Origin of the sequence: Achromobacter sp. (assembly GCF_032102605.1) — a bacterium.
Taxonomy (GTDB): domain Bacteria; phylum Pseudomonadota; class Gammaproteobacteria; order Burkholderiales; family Burkholderiaceae_B; genus Achromobacter.
Genome location: NZ_DAMDGT010000003.1, coordinates 93,195 through 113,437, shown reverse-complemented (window position 1 = coordinate 113,437; position 20,243 = coordinate 93,195). Strand labels below are relative to the sequence as shown.

11 protein-coding genes are annotated in these 20,243 nt (G+C 68.0%); 3 read left to right on the top strand and 8 right to left on the bottom strand.

Going from position 1 to position 20,243, the window contains the following annotated elements; translation table 11 throughout:
- Positions 1 to 156 precede the first annotated feature (156 nt).
- Positions 157 to 1,113, top strand: coding sequence for a 2-hydroxyacid dehydrogenase (locus RT614_RS08415; protein WP_313621658.1), 957 nt, complete (start codon positions 157 to 159; stop codon positions 1,111 to 1,113).
- Positions 1,114 to 1,243: 130 nt separating this feature from the next.
- On the opposite strand, the gene RT614_RS08410 is transcribed toward RT614_RS08415, so the two are convergent.
- The gene (locus RT614_RS08410; protein WP_313621657.1) at positions 1,244 to 2,080 is read right to left on the bottom strand and encodes a universal stress protein; all 837 of its coding nucleotides are present in this window, start codon (positions 2,078 to 2,080) and stop codon (positions 1,244 to 1,246) included.
- 162 nt (positions 2,081 to 2,242) lie between these two features.
- Positions 2,243 to 4,366, bottom strand: a complete 2,124-nt coding sequence (locus RT614_RS08405; protein ID WP_313621656.1) for an FUSC family protein — start codon at positions 4,364 to 4,366, stop codon at positions 2,243 to 2,245.
- 253 nt (positions 4,367 to 4,619) lie between these two features.
- Between RT614_RS08405 and RT614_RS08400 the strand changes: the two genes are divergently transcribed.
- Together RT614_RS08400 and RT614_RS08395 are read left to right on the top strand one after the other, a co-directional pair.
- Positions 4,620 to 5,531, top strand: coding sequence for an EAL domain-containing protein (locus RT614_RS08400; protein ID WP_313621655.1), 912 nt, complete (start codon positions 4,620 to 4,622; stop codon positions 5,529 to 5,531).
- Positions 5,532 to 5,735: 204 nt separating this feature from the next.
- Positions 5,736 to 5,912: a hypothetical protein gene (locus tag RT614_RS08395; RefSeq protein ID WP_313621654.1), complete on the top strand. Its 177-nt coding sequence runs from the start codon at positions 5,736 to 5,738 to the stop codon at positions 5,910 to 5,912.
- A 124-nt stretch (positions 5,913 to 6,036) separates the two neighbouring features.
- On the opposite strand, the gene treY is transcribed toward RT614_RS08395, so the two are convergent.
- Genes treY through treS form a run of 6 tightly spaced genes read right to left on the bottom strand, consistent with a single transcriptional unit; the run spans position 6,037 to position 20,226 of the window.
- Entirely contained in the window at positions 6,037 to 8,664 is a 2,628-nt protein-coding gene (gene treY, locus RT614_RS08390; protein ID WP_313621653.1) for a malto-oligosyltrehalose synthase, read from the bottom strand.
- Entirely contained in the window at positions 8,661 to 10,775 is a 2,115-nt protein-coding gene (gene malQ / locus RT614_RS08385) for a 4-alpha-glucanotransferase (protein WP_313621652.1), read from the bottom strand. Before malQ ends, treY begins: the two co-directional genes overlap by 4 nt.
- The gene (gene treZ, locus RT614_RS08380) at positions 10,772 to 12,559 is read right to left on the bottom strand and encodes a malto-oligosyltrehalose trehalohydrolase (RefSeq protein WP_313621651.1); all 1,788 of its coding nucleotides are present in this window, start codon (positions 12,557 to 12,559) and stop codon (positions 10,772 to 10,774) included. The genes malQ and treZ overlap by 4 nt, the downstream gene beginning before the upstream one ends.
- Positions 12,556 to 14,667 (bottom strand): glycogen debranching protein GlgX, encoded by a 2,112-nt coding sequence (glgX, locus tag RT614_RS08375; protein WP_313621650.1) that lies wholly within the window; start codon positions 14,665 to 14,667, stop codon positions 12,556 to 12,558. Before glgX ends, treZ begins: the two co-directional genes overlap by 4 nt.
- Positions 14,668 to 14,671: 4 nt before the next feature.
- Positions 14,672 to 16,876, bottom strand: coding sequence for a 1,4-alpha-glucan branching protein GlgB (gene glgB, locus RT614_RS08370; RefSeq protein ID WP_313621649.1), 2,205 nt, complete (start codon positions 16,874 to 16,876; stop codon positions 14,672 to 14,674).
- Positions 16,873 to 20,226: a maltose alpha-D-glucosyltransferase gene (treS, locus tag RT614_RS08365; RefSeq protein WP_409558444.1), complete on the bottom strand. Its 3,354-nt coding sequence runs from the start codon at positions 20,224 to 20,226 to the stop codon at positions 16,873 to 16,875. Before treS ends, glgB begins: the two co-directional genes overlap by 4 nt.
- Positions 20,227 to 20,243: the final 17 nt, after the last annotated feature.

Below are 20,243 nucleotides of genomic sequence, written 5' to 3'. Positions count from 1 at the left end.
TCAGGGCGGCCCTTATTGCATTCAAACTTGGCGGGTCCGGCGCAGCGAGGCGTCGACCTGTTGACCGGGCCGTGGCCGCAACGATGGCGCGTGCTGGCCGCGAGGCGTAATATCTGCGGGTTTTTTCGTAGCCCTCACTCTTACCCGCAGCCTGTCATGAGCATTCCCTTACTGATCCTGATCGACAGCGTTCAGGACTACCTGCCCGCCATCGAAGCCCGGGGCTTTCGCCCGATTCTTGCTCCCACCGACGCATCCCGCGCCCAGGCCATCGCCGAGTACGGCGCCGACATCCGCGCCGTCCTGACGCGCGGCGCGACGGGATTGCACGCGGATGAAATGGCTGCAATGCCCCGCTTGAGCATTGTGTGCTCGCTGGGCGTGGGCTATGAAAACATCGATCTTGCCGCCGCGCAGGACCGCGGCATCGTCGTGACCAACGGGCCCGGCGCGAACGCCGTCTCCGTCGCGGACCACGCAATGGCGCTTTTGCTGGGCGCCGCGCGCCGCCTGCCGCAGGCCGATGCCTGGGTGCGCAAGGGCCATTGGAGCGGCTACATGGGTCCGCAGGTCAGCGGCAAGCGCCTGGGCATCATGGGACTGGGCACGATCGGCATGGAAATCGCGCGACGCGGCGCGAACGGTTTCGGGATGAGCGTCGGGTACTACAACCGGCGGGCGCGCCCCGAATCGGGCTATGCGTATTTCGACACCCCGCGCGCGCTGGCCGCCGCGTCCGATTTCCTGGTGGTGGCCACTCCTGGCGGCCCGGCGACGCGCAACCTGGTTGACGCGGAAGTGCTGGACGCGCTGGGTCCGGACGGCTACCTGATCAATATCGCGCGCGGCAGCGTCGTGGATACGCAGGCCCTGATCTCGGCGCTGGCCGAACGACGCATTGCGGGCGCGGGACTGGATGTGGTGGAAGGCGAGCCGTCGGTGCCGGATGCACTGAAGGAATTGGACAACGTGGTGCTCACCCCGCACAGCGCCGGCCGCTCACCCGAGGCAGTGGCTGCCACGGTCGCACTGTTCCTGGACAACGCCTCGGCGCATTTCGCGGGCAAGCCTGTGTTGACGCCGGTCCGCGACGCGCAGCCCGAAGCGGCGTGAAGTGTTTGGGCCGGGCCGCGATCGGCCGGGCCGCGATCGGCCGGGCCGCAACAGGCCGGGCCGCGATAGGCCGCGTAGCGCTCGACCCGGGCGCGCCAAGCGGGCGCGCTGCCCGGTCAAGCGCCGCGCGTCAGTGCGAGAACATGATGGGGACGGTCATGCTTTTCAGGATGGAAGCCGTGGCGCCGCCCATTGCCCATTCACGGAACTTGCTGTGGCCGTATGCGCCCATGACGATCAGGTCGGCGCTGTAGTCGGCGGCGGCATTGAGGATGGTGCTACCGACGCCGACACCCTTGATGTCGCGGCGCACGTGGTCCGGCGCGGGAATGCCGTGCGCGACGCAGTACGTGGCCAGGTCTTCGAAGGGAATGGCGTCGATGTTGCGGGTTGAGACGCCTTCGTCCATGGTCAGCACGACCACGTGCGCAGCTCCACGCAAGAGAGGCGCGGCGTCGGCAAGCGCGCGCGCGGCTTCGCGGCTGCCATCCCAGCACAGCATGACCCGGTCTCCGACGACGGGAAACTGGCCGCTGGAAGGCAGCACCAGGACGGGGCGGCCCGCCGACAGCAGGGTCTGCTCGACAAATTCGTTTTCGTGTGCGGCCTCGACGTCGTCGCGATTCTGCTGGCTGACGATGATCAGGTCGCTGGCGCGGCCGAGCCGGGCGACGGTGGCGCTGGGCGAGGAGTCGCCGGCCCGGACGATTGCCGGCACGTCAGCGGCCGCCGCGGCATCGAGAAAAGCGTTCTGCACCGCACCGCGATTTTGCGCCTGCATGTCCTTTATGACATTCAGCGTGCGGGACATCATGACGGACTCGCCGTAGTAGTACTGGGGTGGCGCGGAACTGGCGTATACGCCCAACAGTTCGGCTTTGTGGCGCTTGGCCAGCCCAAGCGCCAATGCAGTGCGTCGTGCGCAGTCGAATCCGTGGTCCAGGTGGACGGAAATGCGGCGATACATGGAGGGCCTCCTTGGTTAAAAGCGTTCCATGTCCGTATGGTTGCCGTTAACCAAGGGCGGCCCATTGATGCGCGTCAAGCGTGCTGGCGTTTCACGAAGGCGGCGCAAGGCGGCCCAAGGGCAGGCCGCAATGCGTCGGATAGCCGCGTTGCGAGCCGGCGCTCAAGCTTGTGGCTGTTCGCGCTGCACGCGGTCGCGCACCTGCCTGATCTGCCGCGCCTGCTGAGCGATGCGTTCCAGCGGGGCGGCCAGCGCGGGGTCGGCCGCGGCGATGGCGCCCGGCACCGCGAGCGTCCGGGCGCCGGGCGTGGGCGCGGGACCAACCGGATGCAGCACGTGCGCCAGCGCCGGTCCGTAGTCACGCAGGGCCGACGCCGCGGACGAGTCGGCGGCCAGGGACGGCTGGATTTCCAGCACGGTGCCCGCCGCGGTGATGCGGCGCATGGCATTGAGCAGGTTCACGGCGGTATCCACGTTCCGGTCGCGATGCACCGGGTTTTGCTGCAGCCGCTGCAAAGCGGCTTCGGCGTTGTCCGCGGACAGGCACGCTAGCCTGCGCAATCCGACGATATCGCGCGCCGTGTCGTCGCCGCCTTTATCCTGCGTCAGCGCCAGCGCGTAATCGGCATGGCGCTGCAGTGCCAGCGTCAGGGCGCCCGCCAATTGCCGAGGCTCCTTTTCCGGCCAGACCAGAAAGCCGACAAGCAGCGCCAGGATGCCGCCCAGCACACTGTTGAAGGCGCGCAGGGCCGCCAGCATCGGCTCGTAGATCTCGGGCTGCTGAATGTGGCTGACCAATACGAATTGCGAGGTCAGGAAGAAGGTGAAGAGGGCGTAATGAACGGTGCGGGCCGCGAAGGTGCCCAGTGCGATCGGCAGCACGGCCAGGGCCACCGACAGAGGCGTGCTCAGCAGCAGGCCCAGCAGCGATGCGCCGATGGCGCCCGCCACACTGCCGATGACGCGTTCGACCGTGCGCTGCCAGGTGGTGGCGAAGTACGGTTGCAGGATGAAGACGAGCGTCAGCGACATCCAGTAGCCGTGATTGACCGCGAATGTCTTCGAGAGCGCGACCGCGATGGTGGCGCCCACGCCCACCCGGAAGGCATGGCGGAAGGCATCGGATTCGAACCGCAGGTTCTGGCGCAGGGTGCGCCACGCCTGGCGCGCGCCGCTCGCATCCTGCGCGCTGCGCGCCGGCGCCGCCGGCGTCGCGCCCTGGTCGAAGAGGGATTGCGAGACCGCCTGGGCGTTGTGCAGCAACCGATCCAGCACGGGCACCACCATGGAAAGATCCGGGGCGTAGGCCATGGCGCCGCCGCGCAGGTCGCGCAGGCCGGCGTTGTAGTGCGCCAGGCGCTCGCGCAGGCATTCGGCCTGCTTGGCGTCGCTGACGTCGGACGTGCTGGCGATGGCGTTGCAGACACTGGCGTAACGATGCAGCGCATGCGACAGATGCGCGCCGGCGCTTCGGCCCAGCCAGCGGGGCGCATGGGTTTCGAGCAGGTCGGCGGCGGCGACCAGGGCGATGAAGCTGTCTTCCGCGCTGTCCAGCAGGTACAGCAATTGATGCGCGCGGGTGCGGCGTGACGGGCGGGCGTCCAGCACTTCACGGATGCGGACGCGAGCGGCTTCCAGTGCCGCGCGCTGGGCGCTGCGCTGCGGCCGGGTGACGGCGCTCCAGGCCTGCGGCCCGCCGGCGGGAGCCAATCCGGAATACATGCGGGCCAACGCGTCGGCGAAGTCCGCCAGCCCGCGGTAGCAATGGGCGACGGCATGGGTGGCGTCCTTCCAGGGGCGGCGGCGCCAGACCAGCGCCGTCATGAGGATCGCCCACACCGCGCCGGCCAGGAAGAACATCGTGTAGGACAGGCTCTCGGCCAGCGTGGGCGCCGGCAGTTCCGCCGCCACCACGAAGCCGGCCGACAGCAACGTGCCGACGATGGCGGCTGCAGGACCCAGCACGCGCAGCAACCCGCCGAAAGTGCAGCAGACGAAAGTCAGCGGCAGCAACAGCCATAGATGGGGCGCGCTGACGCTGGCCAGGAGGCAGAAGAGGGCGCCAATGAGGCCCAGCGCCAGCATGGAGCCCGCCCGTCTGCGCAAAGGCCCGCCGGGGTCGCCGAAGCAGGCCCAGAACGCCGCGATGGCGGTCCAGCCCAGGCGGGGTTCGTGCGCCAGCACGGCGAGGATGACGGGTGCCGCGCTGATGGCGGCGGCTTGCAGGGCATCGAGCCACAGCACATTGCGCAGGGATGCGCGCCAACGGGAGAGCAGTTTTGTCACGCGGAGAAATTGCAGCGAGGTCAAGGCCGGCAAGGCCGGAAGACGCAAACCCTACCATGTCGACAAGACGTCAGTGGACGTGCGGCATGAATCGCCGGAGAGCCGCGCCAAACATGAATTTGCGCACCTTAACACCGATGGTTACATCTGTGTGACTTTGCCGACGACTGGGCGCAGAATGCACGGATTGAATGCGCGTCGACCCGTGCCCGGACAGTGCGGAACCGACATCGACGCGCGCCTGGAGCAAGCCATGATGAACACAGAGTCTTGCCAAAACCCCGTGGTGAGCGACGCGGAAATCGCCGCCATGATCAACGGCCGGGACGGTCTGCGCGTGCTCTTGCAGCCGCAGGTCGACCTGCTGACCGGCCGCATCGTCTCCGCCGAAGCCCTGGCCCGATGGCAGCATCCCGAGCTCGGTATCGTGATGCCGGCGGATTTCATTCCCGCGGTGAACCGGCTTGGACTGGATCCCGTTCTTTTCGAGCGCGTATGCGTGCGGGTGATCGACGCGCTGAAAACCCTGCGACGCGCGGGCGTTGCCGTTCCCTTGGCAATCAACGCACCGGCCACGACGCTGTCGGAGGCGCGGTCGGTGGAATTCCTGCTGGACCGCATCCGCGTGGCGGAACTGCCGCCGTCGCTGGTGCGCGTGGAACTTACCGAAGACCAGCCCATCCGCGACCTGGACGTGCTGCGGGCGTCGCTGCTGCGGCTGGAAGAGGCCGGCTGCGAGGTCAGTCTGGACGATTTCGGCACCGGACATGCCTCGTTGAAGCTGTTGTCGGCGATCCCTCTTTCCGAGGTCAAGATCGACCAGTACTTCGTCACGCGTATGCGGCGCAGCGCCGTGGCCTTCGAAGTCCTGCGCGCCGCCGCCGAGCTGGCGACGCGACTGGGCTGGCGCGTGGTGGCGGAAGGCGTTGAAAACGTGGCGGATATTCCTGCGTTGCGGGCTGCGGGCTGCCGTTATGGACAGGGCTTTTCGCTGGGTCGTCCGATGCCGCTGGATGAACTGATCCTGCGCCTGCGCACGCAGCGCGACGGCGGCGAACCCCTGGCGGCGCCGGCCACCTATGCGTCGTCATGGCTGGAAGCCTTTGACGGCCCCGGGCAGGACGTCGAACCCGGCCGCCCGCTGCGTCACCCGGCCACGCTATAGCGCCAGGGCAGTTTTTACCGACTGACCGCAATTTGCATCCGTGCGGTCCGTCCCCACAAACACGATCCCGGTAGTACTTGCCCGCCCGCACCCCGGGCGCGCGACTTCTGCGTGCCCGTCAACACGCCCTGGCTGAAAATCTTGCAGGCACGGCAGTTGCTCCCTTGTAGGCGCGGAATATCTCCGCTTACTAGGAGACGTGTAATGGCCAACCAGAACCAACCCGACCAGCAGAAGCAGCCGCAAAAGCAACAGTCCCAGGAGAACCCGAAGGACCGTAACCAGTCGCCGGGCCAGCAACCCGGACAATCTGGCCAGCAAATGGAGAAGGATCGCAATCAGCAGGGCCAGTCGTCGGACCAAAATCGGACGCAGCGCTAAGCGAGCTGCCTGCGCGGAACTCGCGTGCAGTTTGCGAGATTCTGCGCAGCCGTGACGGCCCCGGCCGCGCCTTCTCCGTGGCGCGGCCGGGGCCTTTTGCTTTTACTCTGAGTTCCAAGGGGCCCTAGGCCGCCAGGCATAGCGCCGCAGGGCCGTCGCGCAGTATGTCGGCCACCAGCAGCCGGTCGATCGCGCCTGCCCGCAAGCGGCGGCCCGTCAAGGCGTCGTGCAGCGAAACGCGCGGCGTGCCACTAGGAAGGCGCAGTTCAGTGTCCCCCCAGAACGCGCGCGCCTGCTCGGCATCGCCCCGGGCATAACATGCCAGCTCCAGCGCGCAGAGGTGCGCGCCGACGATCAATGCGGTCTGACCTTCGTGCTGGCGCAAGAATGCCACCACGTGACCGGCCTGGCTTCCGTCCACCCGCACCCGGTAAAAATCGCCGCCCTGGAAAGGGGCGTTCACCCGTTGGCGCGCAAGCAACAGCCGGTGGATCAGCGCCTGCTTGACCGAACCCGAACGCCACGCCGAGACGGACAGATCCATGGCCACTTCGCGAGAGGCTTCCGCCAGCAGGGCGGCGCGCGACGCGTAATCGACCGGGCGCCGGTTGTCCGGATCCACCAGGCTGAAATCCCACAGATCGGTTCCCTGATACAGGTCCGGCACACCCGGCAAGGTGTTGCGCAGCACCGTCTGCGTGAAGCTGTTGATCATGCCTGCCGGGGCCAGCTCCAACGCGAACGCCGCGATCTCGCCCAGCAGCTCGCGGCCGCGCGCGTCGTTGCCCAGATAGTCCAGGCATTCCTGCGCGGCCGCTTCATATGCAGGGTCCGGATCGGTCCAGCTTGTGTGCAGTTTGGCTTCGCGAAGCGCCTTGGTCTGCCATTGACCGATGCGCTCCAGCCAACCATTCAGCGCGTCGGCATCGTGCGCCGAGGGGTCCGCGTCCCAATCGGGCGACCAGGCGCCGACCAACGTCTGGAGCAGCATGTAGCGATCGGCGGGCGCCATGCCGGCCGGCAACGCGTTGATCCAGGCGCTGGCCAGCTGCCGCCAGCGGTCCGGCATTTCGCTCAGCACGGCAAGGCGGGCCCGGGTGTCTTCGCCGCGCTTGTGGTCATGCGTGGCGGTGGCCAGCATGGCGTTAGGATGCGTGCGGGCGCGGGTGGCGCACACGTCGTAGAAGTCATCCGCGGACAGGCTGAACTGATTCGGAGAGGCTCCCACTTCGTTGCGGGACAGCAGCGGCCCGTGGCGATAGAAGAGCGTGTCTTCCAGCGCCTTGGCCGCCAGCGGCGGCGTCAGTTGCTGGAAGCGGCGCAGCGCCGTCTGGTGTTGCGGATCGCCGTCCAGCCACTGCGCGATCTGGGCGAGCAGCGTGGCGTCGGCGGAACCTTCGCGCGCGGCCAGGGCCGTGTCGGCGCCTGCCAGCGCGGTCGCGAGCCAGCGGGCGTCCGCGGGGTTGCTGCCTTCGTCTTCAGCATAGGTGCGATAGACCGGAAAGGCGGCCAGCAGGGCGCTCAGCGCCCGATCGATGGCCGTCGAGGTCCAGTCGCGCGTCCTTGCATCCTGAGCTGCAATGCGTTCAAGCTCCCGCACCAGCGCCTGGCGCTCGGCGGGAAAGTGACGGGCAAGCATCCGGACGCGCGCGGCGCGCAGCTGCTCTCCGGGCTCGCGGTCGTCTTCGGTCAGCGCGATCCAGAAGGCGCGCAGCGCACGTTCGGCTTGCGGGGCGTGCAGCAGCGCGCCGACCTGGTCCATGAAGTCATAGCCCGTCGTGCCGTCCGTTTGCCAACGCGGATCGAGCACTTCGCCGTGCGCCAGGATCTTTTCCACCACCAGATACGGTTGCGCCTGGCGCAGCGGGGCGGGGCGGTCAGCGCCGGCCTGGGCCAGGCGCGCCGATAGACGGCGCAGGTAACCGCCGGGCGAGGCCAGGCCGTCGATGTGGTCGATGCGAAGCCCCTCCAGAACGCCCTGCGCATAAAGGCGCAGGACCAGCGTGTGCACGGCATCGAACACGGATTCGTCTTCCACCCGGACACCGACCAGCTCGCTGATTTCGAAGAATCGCCGCCAGTTGATGATGTCCGGCGCCGTGCGCCACCAGGCCAGGCGGTAGTGCTGGCGTTCCAGCAGCGCGTGCAGGCGCTTACGTCCTTCGGGCTGCGCGGGATCGTGGTCGCGCAGCCATTCCTGCGGATCGACGCCGGCCGGTACGGTTGACGGCGCGATCGGGTAGCGCTGCCCCGTCACGTCCAGTTCGGGCTCGGCCGCGCCGTCGTCCCATTGCAGCGTCAAGGCGCCGCGCTCGAGCGACACGCCGTAGGGGTCGCCCAGCACGGGCAGCAGCACCTTGCCGTGCAGCGCCGGCGACGGCGGGTTCCAGTCGATGTCGAAGCAGTTGGACCAGGCGCTTGCCTCGCCGTTGGCAAGGACGTCGCGCCACCACGCGTTGGACGGGTGCGCCGCCATGTGGTTGGGCACGATGTCGGCGATCAGGCCCAGCCCGCGCGCCCGCGCGGCGGCGGCCAGCCGGAGCAGGGCGGACTCGCCGCCCAGTTCCGGATTCACGATGGCGTGATCAATGACGTCGTAGCCGTGCGTGGACCCGGCCCGGGCGCGCGTGATGGGCGACAGGTAAAGATGGCTGACGCCCAGGTCCGCGTAGTAGTCCACCTGGGCGCACGCGTCGTCCAGCGTGTAGCCTGCATGAAGCTGCAACCGGGCGGTGGCTTGCGGAGTGGTCAAGACTGTCTCCTTCCGGCGCGCGCGGCATCCAGGCGTTCCTGCGCGGCGGGGTCTGCAAAGGTGGCGCGTATGCTCAGCGGCAACCGTTGGCGCCAATTGGGATGGGTGTCGATGGTGCCGGGCAGGTTCGGCTGGTCCAGCACGCCGGCTATGTCTTCCATAGGCACCAGCAGCAACGGACAGCGGCAGGACGACACGAAGCGCAGCAGTTCCGGGATCGGCGCCTGGGCGGGCGGAGCCTTCGCATCGGGATCCAAGGCGCGCGCCAGCAGTTCGCGGTCCAGCGCGCGGCCCGCGCGCAGGCTTTCCTCGTCGTCGTCCGCGCCCAATAGATCCAGCTTGACGCGCCAGTCGATATCGCGCTCTTCCCACCAGCCGCGCAGCGTGGGCAAGTCGTGCGTCGTGGTCATGGCGGCCGCATCCGGCGGCCATTCCGCAGGGGCCGTGAAGCCGGCCGGGGTGTCCGCGGTGGGCTGGGCGTCTGGCGCCTGGCGCATGAACCACAGCACGTTCATGCCCAGCAGGCCGTTGTCCTTCAGACGGTCGTCAAAGCCCTCGGGCACGGTGCCCAGGTTTTCGCCGACGGCGCAGGCGCGGTGACGCCACGCCTCCAGGGCAATCAGCGCGAGCAGGGCGTCCAGCGGGTAGCGCAGATAGGCGCCGCCCGAGGGCGCGGAGCCTTCCGGCACCAGCCACAGCCGCGCCATGCCCAGTATGTGGTCGATGCGCACGCCGCCGGTATGGGCCAGCACGGCGCGCAGCATCTCGATGAAGGCGGAATAGCCGTTGGACTGCAGCGCGCGTGGCGAGAGGGCGGTCAGCCCCCAGTTCTGGCCCAGCGGGTTGTAGATGTCGGGCGGCGCGCCGATGGACATTCCTCCCATCAGGTCGGCCTGCCGGCTCCAGGCATGGCTGCCATCGGGGCTGCCGCCCACCGCCAAGTCAGCCAGCAAGCCCAGCCGCATCCCGGCCTCGCGACCGGCTTTGTGGGCAGCCGCCAGGTTTTCGGCGGCCAGCCACTGGGCGAATTGATGGAAGTCGACCTCCAGCGGATGGTCTTGCGCAAAGCGTCGGACTTCCGCCGAAGCCGGATCGCGCAACGCGGCTGGCCATGCCTGCCAAGGCGGCACGGTTCCGTCCGGCGCCCGACGCGTCGCGTGCAGCGATTCGAACACCGCATGGTCGCGCAGCGCCTGTCCCCGCGCGGAGCAGAACTGCGTGTAGCGCGCGCGCAGTCCGGCGGGGCCGTTGCCGGCGAACTGCGCATGCAGCGCACGCAGCGCCTGCATCCGAACCGCGCCGGCCGCGGGCCAGTCGACGAGGTCCAGCCCGTCCAGCGCGCTGAGATCGGCGGGCGTGATGCCCGACAGCGCGCGCATCATCGCATCCCGGCCCAACACCGACTCGGGCGAGGCGTACAGCACATTCAGGAACAGTCGGTTGGAAGGGGAATAGGGGCTGCTGCGCTCGGGCTGGGCGGCGTACATCGCATGGACGGGGCTGATTGCCAGCATGTCCGCGCCTTGCTCGCCCGCGGCGACGGCAAGCTCGCGCAGCGCGCCGAAGTCGCCGAAACCATGCGTGCGCGGCACGTCCGCGCGCGCATCCTGGCGCAGGCTGTAAACCTGCGCCGCCAGACCCCAGCAGCGCGGCCGGCTGGCGCCGGTCAGGTCGGCAAGGCTGGGCGCACGTTCCGGAGCGACCGCCAGCGTCGATTCGGCTGACACCAGCAGCAGCCGGTGGTAGCCGGGCTCGTCAGGCGCCACCAGGTACGGCGTAGTGCCCGCCTGGATCTGCCCGTCCACGATACGGCCGGACTCGCAGAGGATGCGATAGGAGCCGCGCGCGGTTCGCGGCAAGGGGGTTTTGGCATTGCAACGCGTGACGATCATCGGCGGCAGCGCGTCGGCGGACTGGGCCGCAAGACGGCGGCGGCTATCGGCAATGTCGTGCGCGGAATCGGCGGGCAACTCCATCGCCTTCAGCAGCGCGCGCAGGGTGTCCGCCTCGACGCGCTGCGGGCGCTGGCGGGCGTCCGTCCAATGCTCCGCGATGCCGGCGTCCGCCGCCAGCGCGGATAAGCCATCTTCTTGGGTGCTGGCGCGAGTCATGCGGGCTCCTCAAGCAGCCACACGGTGCAGTCGGGACACAGCTCGCCGTGTTCCAGCCGATCGCGGCCGCCAGCCGGCGATTCGTACAGCAGCGTCGCGTAGACGTCCGGACCGGGCTTCAGCGATTCGGGCACCGTCTGGAGCCTGGGCCCCAGATTGGTATAGACAGTGAGGCGCGCGCCGTCAGCCAATTCCCACCGCGCAAACACGCTGCGGTCGCCGACGGCCGCGGCGCCCAGGCTGACGGCGCCCGCCAGCCTGGGCGCGATCAGCCGTGCGCGCAACTGCAACAGTGCGGTGTAGTCGCGCAGCCATTCGGCCGAGTCCGGATCGTCGCGCCACGGGGCGCTGGCTTGATACGTGGCGGGGTCGTTCGGATCCGGCACCTGCGTTGCGGGCGTATCTCCCGAGAACTCCGGGAATGCCGCGAACTCGCGTTGCCTGCCGTCGCGCACGGCCTGGGCCAGCGCCGCGTTGGTGTGGCTGGTGAAGTACAGGAAGGGCGCGCGGGCGCCGCGTTCCTCGCCCATGAAGATCAACGGGATCTGCGGCGAAAGGAGTTGCAGCGCCACGGCGGCGCGCAGCCGTTGGGGGCTGTCCACCAGGGCGGTCAGGCGCTCGCCGCGAGCGCGGTTGCCGGTCTGGTCGTGGTTCTGCAGGAACAGCACGAAGGCCGTGGGCGGCAGGTCCGCGCTGGGTTCGCCCCGAGGCTGGCCGCCCCGGTAGGCCGACGGCTGCCCCTGGTAGAGCCAGCCTTCGGACAGGCAGCGCGCCAGCGCCTGCGCGGGTTCTACGGAATAGTCCGCGTAATAGCCGCGATCCTCGCCGGTCAGCAGATGGTGCAGCACGTGATGGGCGTCGTCGTTCCATTGCGCTTCGAAATCACCACGCAGCAGGCTGGCGCGGTTGTCGTCGTTTTCCACCACCAGGTGCACGTTGCGTTCGGCCGACACGCCGTCCCGCACGAAATGCGCCAGTTCGTGCAGCCATTCGTGGCCGGCGATCGCGTGGACCGCGTCCAGGCGCAGGCCGTCGAAGCGGTACTCAGTCAACCAGTACAGCGCGTTCTCCTTGAAGAATGCGCTGACTGCCGGCTCCCGGAAGTCGATCGCCGCGCCCCACGGCGTGTCGATATCGTCGCGAAAGAACGGCGCGGCGTATTGCGACAGAAAATTACCGTCGGGCCCGAAGTGGTTGTAAACCACGTCCAGCATGACCCCCATGCCCAGCCCGTGCGCGGTGTCGATCAAACGCTTCAGATCTTCGGGCTTGCCGTAGGCGGTATCGGGGGCATAAGGCAGCACCCCGTCGTAGCCCCAGTTGCGTTCGCCCGGAAAGTCGGCGATGGGCATCAATTCCAGCATGGTGATGCCCGTCGCCGCCAGTTCCGGCAGCCGGCCGATCAAGCCCGCATAGCCGCCCGCCAAGCCGGCATGGACTTCGTAGATCACGGTTTCTTCCCACGGGCGGCCCGTCCAGTCCGGGTGGCGCCAGCGGTAGGCGCCCGGCGCGACGACGATGCTGTCGCCGTGGACGTCGCCCTCCTGCAAACGCGAAGCGGGATCCGGGATCACGGTGTTCGCGTCCAGCCGGTAGTGGTAGCGCGAGCCCGGCGGGCAGTCCACGTCCACCTGGGTGTAGCCGTCCGCACCGGGGCGCAGGGGGATGGGCGGATGGCCCTCGACCTCCAGCGCCAGACCCGAAGGCGCGCTGGGCGCCCAAAGGCGGAACCGCGTGACGCCGCTGTCCAGCGGCACCGCGCCATAGGAATAGGCGTGCGTCATGGCGCGTCTCCGGAATCCTGGCGCTGGGCCATCAGGACCAGGCTGTGCGGCGCAATCGTCACTGCCGGCTCGTCCCACGGCGCAGGCGCCGCGGGCTTGTCGGAGTCCAATTCCAGGCTCCAGGAAATCGCCGGTTCGGGCAGGGTGAATGACACCGGCTCGGGGGTGGGATTCATCAGGAGCAGGGTCACGTCGACGCGGCCATCCAGCCCGGCGGCGGCCCGCCGCAGGCCCATCACGCGTTCCTGTTCCGCTTCCCACGCGGCCCCTTCGAGCGGGGCGCCCGAGGCGTCGAACCACGAGATGGCGGGGATGCCCGGCAGGATCTCCTGGCCCGCGTCTCCATATCGCGCCGTGCGCACGCTGGGATGGGCGCGGCGCAGGGCAGTCACGCGGCCTACATAGCGGCTCAGCGCTCGGCCCTCGTCGCTTTGCGCCTGCGTCCAGTCCAGCCAGGAGATCGGGTTGTCCTGGCAGTAGGCGTTGTTGTTGCCGTCCTGGCTGTTGCCGAACTCGTCGCCGGCAAGCACCATCGGCGTGCCGTCCGACAGCAGCACGGATCCGAGCAGCGCGCGCTGCATGCGTCCTCGGGTCTCCAGGATCTGCGGATCTTCGGTCGGACCTTCTTCGCCCCAGTTGTGGCTGTAGTTCTCGGAGTGGCCGTCGTTGCCGCCTTCGCCGTTGGCCTCGTTGTGGCTACCGTCGTAGCTGACGATGTCGGCCAGCGTGAAGCCGTCATGCGAAGCGACGTAGTTGATGCTGGACCACGGTCGGCGATGACGGCGGTCGAAGATGTCGCGCGACCCGCAAAGCCGCGCCGCCATGTCGCCGCGCATGCCTTCATCGCCGCGCCAGAAGCGGCGGGTGGTGTCGCGGTATTTGTCGTTCCATTCCGCGAACCCGGGTGGATGGTTGCCCAGCTGGTAGCCGTCCGGGCCGATGTCCCAGGGTTCGGAAATGAGCTTCAGCCGGGAAAGCACGGGGTCCTGCAGGATGACGTCGAAAAAGCCCGAGCCCGGGTCGTAGCCGTTGCCTTCGCGTCCCAGCGTCACGCCCAGATCGAAGCGGAAGCCGTCGACGCCGTACGACGTGGCCCAGTAGCGCAAGGAATCGGTCACCATCTGCAGCACGCGCGGGTGCGACATGTTGACCGTGTTGCCGCAGCCGGTGTCGTTGATGTAGTAGCGCTCCTCGCCCGGCATCAGGCGGTAGTAGCTGGCGTTGTCCAGCCCCCGCCAGGACAGCGTCGGCCCCATTTCGTTGCCTTCGCAGGTGTGGTTGTAGACCACGTCCAGGATGACCTCGATGCCCGCCGCGTGCAGGCGGCGGATGGCCAGGCGCAGCTCGTTCGGGTGCTGCATCAGGTAAGAAGGCTCGGGCGCGAAATACGACAGCGTGCTGTAGCCCCAGTAATTTCGCAGTCCGCGTTCGGTCAGGAAGTGGTCCTGCAGGTACGCGTACACCGGCAGCAGTTCCACCGCCGTGACGCCCAGCCGCTGCAGATGCTCGATGAAGCGCGGATCGGCCAGCGCGGCGCAGGTGCCGCGCAACGGCTGGCGCAGGTCTTCGCGCTGCATCGAGGCGCCGCGCACGTGCACTTCGTAGATCGTGGTGTCGTTCCAGCTCGTCCCCGGCGGCTCGCTGTTGCCCCAATTGAACGGAATCTCGTCGGCGACGATGGCCTTGGGCATGGCCGGAGCGCTGTCGCGGCGGTCGAAGCTCAGGTCCAGCCGCGAATGGTTCATCCGATAGCCGAACAGCGCGGGGCTCCAGTGCAGGGGGCCGTTCAATTGGCGCGCGTAGGGGTCCAGAAGAAGCTTGTGGGGATTGAAGCGATGCCCGTTCTGCGGATCGTAGGGGCCGTGCGCGCGGTAGCCATAGACAAGGCCGGGTTGCGCGTCGGGCAGATACCCATGCCAGATCTCGTCCGTGCATTCGGGCATGTCAAAACGGCGCAGTTCCTTGCGCCCCTTGGGATCGAACAGGCATAGCTCGATACGCGTGGCGTTGGCGGAGAACACGGCGAAGTTCACGCCCAGGCCATCGCTGGTGGCGCCCAGCGGATGGGGCTGGCCGCCGGTGATTCGGGTCAGTTGGGACGGGTCCATGGAGTCAGCCTTCGTGGATCAGGAATAGGGTCGATAGCGGCGGCAAGGTCAGCGACAGGGCCTGGGGCTGCCCATGGGCAGCCATGTCGCCGGTGTTGGCTCCGCCCTGGTTCCCCTGGCCGGAGCCACCGTAATGGGACGCGTCGGTGTTCAGCAGTTCCGCCCAGCGCCCGCCTCTGGGGACGCCGATGCGGTAGCCGTGGCGCGCGACGGGCGTGAAGTTCGATACGGCCAGCAGATGCCGTTCGCCGTCGGTCCGGATGAACGCGACGACGCTGTTGTCCTGGTCGTCCAGGATCGTCCAGGCGAAGCCGGACGGATCCGCGTCCCGCGCGTGCAGGGCCGGCGTCTGGCGATACAGCCGGTTCAGGTCCGCGACCAGACGCTGCATGCCCAGATGGCCCGGCTGATCCAGCAGGCCCCAGTTCAGGGTGGCGTCGTGGTTCCATTCCGTGGGTTGGGCCAGTTCGCCGCCCATGAACAGCAGCTTCTTGCCCGGGTGCGCCCACATGAACCCGAAATACGCGCGCAAATTCGCCAGCCTGGCTTGCGAATCGCCCGGCATCTTGCCCAGCAGCGAGCCCTTGCCGTGCACGACCTCGTCGTGCGAAAGCGGCAGGATGAAGCGTTCGCTATAGGCGTACACCATGCCGAAGGTGATGTCGTGATGGTGGTAGCGGCGGTGGATGGGGTCCTGCTCCAGGTAGCGCAGCGTGTCGTGCATCCACCCCATGTTCCATTTGTAGTGAAACCCCAGCCCGCCCTCGGACACCGGCGCCGTGACGCCAGGCCACGCGGTGGACTCCTCGGCCACCATGATGGCGTCCGGCACTTCGGCGCGCACGGTGTTGTTCAGATCCTGAAGGAACTGCACGGCCTCCAGGTTTTCGCGACCGCCATAACGGTTGGGAATCCATTCTCCAGGCGCGCGGCTGTAGTCGCGATACAGCATCGAGGCCACTGCGTCCACGCGCAGGCCGTCGATGTGGAACCTGCGCAGCCAGTGGATCGCGCTGGCGATCATGAACGCCTTCACCTCGTTGCGGCCCAGGTTGTAGACCATGGTGTGCCAGTCCGGGTGATAGCCTTCGCGAGGATCCTCATACTCATACAGCGATGTGCCGTCGAACGCGGCAAGGCCGTGCGGGTCGTCGGGAAAGTGCGCGGGCACCCAGTCCAGGATCACGCCGATGCCCGCGGCGTGGCAGCGGTCGATGAAGCGCGCGAAGGCGGCGGGCGGGCCGTAACGGGCGGTCGGCGCGAACATGCCCAGCGGCTGGTATCCCCAGGAGCCCCCAAACGGATGCTCCATGATGGGCATGAGTTCCAGATGGGTGAATCCCATGGAAAGCGCATAGGCCGGCAGCTTGTCGGCCAGTTGGTCCCAAAGGCAGGCTTGCGACTCGGGCGCCGCCCAGGATCCGGCATGGACCTCGTAGATCGACAGCGGCGCGGCGGGGGACTGGCGCGGCCCGCGCTCCGTCATCCAGGCGTCGTCGGTCCACGCATACGGCGCGGGATCGTCCACGACCGACGCCGTCGCCGGGGCCGCTTCGCTGCGGCGCGCCATGGGATCGGCCTTCATGAACTGGCGGCCGGACCCGTCCGTGATCGCGAACTTGTAGCGGTCGCCAGGGCGGATGCCCGGTATGAAGATTTCCCACACGCCCGCCGCATGGCGCAGACGCATGCCGTGGCGGCGCGCGTCCCAGCCATTGAAGTCGCCCGCTACGGCGACGCGTCGGGCGTTGGGCGCCCAGACGGCGCATCGCAGCCCGGCTACGCCGTCCACCTCCGTCAGGTGGGCGCCCAGCGCTTCGCCGGCCTCGCGCCACGACCCCTGCGCCAGATGCTGCAAGGTGTGCTCGTCGAGCAGGGCCCCGAACGCGTAGGGGTCGGCGGTGACCTGTTCGGCGGCGGGCCAGCGGATCGCCAGGCGGTACGAGGCGCCATCGCCGGGCTGGGCGTAGGGAACCTGGCCGACGTACAGGCCCTGCGCCTGTTCGTGCAGCGGCGTGCGGTCGCCTTGCTGGTCCAGCACTTCCACGGCATCGGCCCCGGGAACGAAGACGCGGACCCAGCCGTCGTGCGGCCCCAGCACCGCGAAGGGGTTGTCGTGCAGCCCGTGGGCCAGGGCCGTCAACGCCTGGGGGTCGATGTGCCCCCCTTGCGCGGCGGCGGTTGCGGGACTGGCGATGGCTCCGCTCATGGCGTTTTTCCTTCGGCGTCGATGGCGGCCGACAGCAGGACGCTGCGTGCCAGTTCAGTCAGGGCGCATAGCGGAATCGAAATCCAGTCGGGCCGGTGTGCGGCCTCGTAGCTGACTTCATAGGCCGCCTTTTCCAGTTGGGCCAGCGCAAGCAGGGTGGATTCCTGGCTGTTGGCCGCGGCGGGTTCACCCTGGCGGGCGCTGCGGTAGCCCTGCAGGAAGGCGGCCGACGCCTGCTGGCGGAAGCGCGCCAGCAACGCGTCACGCTGCTCGGCGGGCGCGACGGACGCGGTCGGCGACTCGTCCGCGCCCGCGTTCGCATCCAGATGGGCGCCGCCGATCAGATCGGTGCGCGCGATGGAGGCAGCGGCATAGTCGAACGACCGCAGCATGCCCGCCACGTCCTTGTAGGGAGAGGCCAGCGACCGCCGCGCTTCGAGGCTCCTGATGGGCTCGCCTTCGAAGTCGATGAGGTAGGCGTCGGTCTGCGCGACCAGCACCTGCCCCAGGTGGAAGTCGCCGTGGATACGGAGCCAGGGCGATCCCGCCTCGGCCTGCGCCATCGCCGCGACCCGTTCGACCAGACGCCCGTGATGCTCGAAGAGCCATTCTGCGCATGCGTGCGAGGGCTCTTCCAGCTTGTCCAGATTGGCGCGCAGGTTCGCCTCTGCGCGGTCCAGCAGGGCGCCGATCTGCTCGGCGCGGGCCTTGGCGTCCGCGTCGCTGGCGGGTCGGGACTGGAAGTCGGAGTCCTCGGTGGGCGCCGCCAGTACTGCGTGCATCTGACCCAGGCGTTCGCCGATGGTGGCGGCCATGACCGCATAGCCTTGCAGGCTTTCTTCGAATTCCTCGGGTGTGCTGCCCACCAGCAGCGCATTGGCCAAGGTGCGCTTCAGGTAATCCAGCGTCCAGCTCCAGGCGTCGCCTTCGTTTGGCACATAGCCATGCGCGACGGCCAGGGTATGCACGACGCCATCGGCGTCCACGCGCTGCACTTCGCCAAGCAGGGGCGGGATGTTTCCGTAGCCCGCGCGTGTCAGGTAGCGCGTCATCTCCGCCTCGGGCGATACGCCGGGTTGCACGCTGCGTATCAGCTTGAGGATGACCTCGTTGCCGACGATCACGGAACTGTTGGACTGTTCGCCCGTGAGCCACTGCATCGCGATATCGCCGTCCAGGTCCAATTCCTTCAGCCCGGCCTCGGGCAGGAAGCGGATGACGCCGGGTTTGTCGCCCGGCTTGCCGGCCGTGCGCCCGTCCAGCTCCGCGCCGGCCTGCATCGCCTTCAGCGTGCTGCGCACGAAGCCCGCCTGAAGGAACGCGTCCGCCAGAACGCCGACTTCCGCGCCGCGCCGCACCCGCGCGATCGCATACTGGATGGTCGCGGTTTCGTCCCAGACCAGCACGAAGGGCGCCTGCGCCCGCATGCCGGCGACGCCATCTTGGGGCTCGATCTCGGCCCAATAAAATTCACCATCCGCGGACGAGAAGGGTGTGGCATACGCCAGCCTCGCACGCTGCGGCGGCTGCGAACCCGGATACCACCGTTGGCGCGCCAGGTACTGCGGCAGGATTTCCCGCTCCAGGGTGGCGCGCGACGCATCGGTCAACGCGGCCCCCCCGCGGTTCTTCAACACCAAGGTGATCAGTTCAGGCATCTGTTCAGGCGCAGTGGCGTGCCACCCGGGCGGAGCGGCATCCTGGCTCAGGTCCATCCAGTAGAAGGCATACGGCGGCAGCGTCAGCAGATAGGGCAGTTCGCCGATGGCTGGAAATGGCGTCCCGCCCAGCATTTCGACCGGAACGCGGCCGGCGAATTCCTGCATGTGCAGTTCCACGGGCTGAGCGGCGTTGGAGAGATTTGCGACGCACAGGATCGTGGTGTCTTCCCATTGGCGCAGGTAAGCCAGGATCTTGCGGTTGCCGGCAAAGATGAAGCGCAGCGCGCCGCGGCCGAAGGCGTGGCTCTGCCCGCGCTGGGCCAGCAGGCGGCGCGTCCAGTTCATCAGAGAATGGGGGTCGCGCTGCTGAGCCTCGACGTTGACCGCCTCGTAGCCGTACAGCGGTCCCATCAGGACGGGCAGCGGCAGCCGCTCCGGGTCGGCGCGCGAAAAGCCGCCGTTGCGGTCGGGCGACCACTGCATGGGCGTACGCACGCCGTCGCGGTCGCCCAGATGTACGTTGTCGCCCATGCCCAGCTCGTCGCCGTAGTACAGCACCGGGGTGCCCGGCATCGACAGCAGCAGGCTGTTCATCAATTCGACCCGTCGGCGGTCGCGCTCAAGCAGCGGCGCCAGGCGACGGCGGATGCCCAGGTTGATGCGGGCGCGCGGCTCGGCCGCATAGACGTTCCACAGGTAGTCGCGTTCGCGGCTGGTCACCATTTCCAGCGTCAGTTCGTCGTGATTGCGCAGGAAAATGGCCCACTGGCAGGTGGGCGGGATGTCGGGCGTCTGGCGGATGATGTCGGTGATGGGGAAACGGTCCTCCTGCGCGATGGCCATGTACATGCGCGGCATCAGCGGAAAATGGAAGGACATGTGGCATTCGTCGCCCGCGCCGAAGTATTCCTGCGCGTCCTCGGGCCACTGGTTGGCCTCGGCCAGCAGCAGGCGGCCCGGATATTCCGATTCGATCACGGCGCGAATCTGCTTCAACACCTGGTGCGTCTCGGGCAGGTTCTCGTTGTTGGTGCCCTCGCGTTCCACCAGGTAAGGCACGGCATCCAGCCGCAGCCCGTCCACGCCCATGTCCAGCCAGTAGCGCATCACGGACAGCACTTCCTTCAGCACCTGGGGATTGTCGTAGTTCAGGTCGGGCTGGTGCGAATAGAAGCGGTGCCAGAAATAGGCATTGGCCACCGGGTCCCAGGTCCAGTTCGACTTTTCCGTGTCGCAGAAGATGATGCGTGTGCCGGCATAGGCCTTGTCGTTGTCCGACCAGACGTAGAAATTGCGCGCGGCGGATCCGGGTTTGGCGGCGCGGGCACGCAGGAACCAGGGGTGCTGGTCGGACGTATGGTTGACCACCAGCTCGGTGATGATGCGCAACCCGCGGGCGTGCGCGGCGCGGATCAGCTTGCGTACGTCTGCGATGGTGCCGTAGTCGGGATGCACGCCGCGGTAGTCCGCGATGTCATAGCCGTCGTCGCGTCTTGGCGACGGGTAGAAGGGCAGCAGCCAGATGGTGTTGACGCCCAGGCTGGCGATGTAGTCCAGCTTGGAAATCAACCCCGGCAAGTCGCCGACGCCATCGCCGTTCGAGTCGAAGAAGGACTTTACGTGCAACTGGTAAATGACGGCATCCTTGTACCAGAGCGGATCATCCTGCGTAGGTTGGGTTTTACTCATCATGGCCTTGGGCGCGG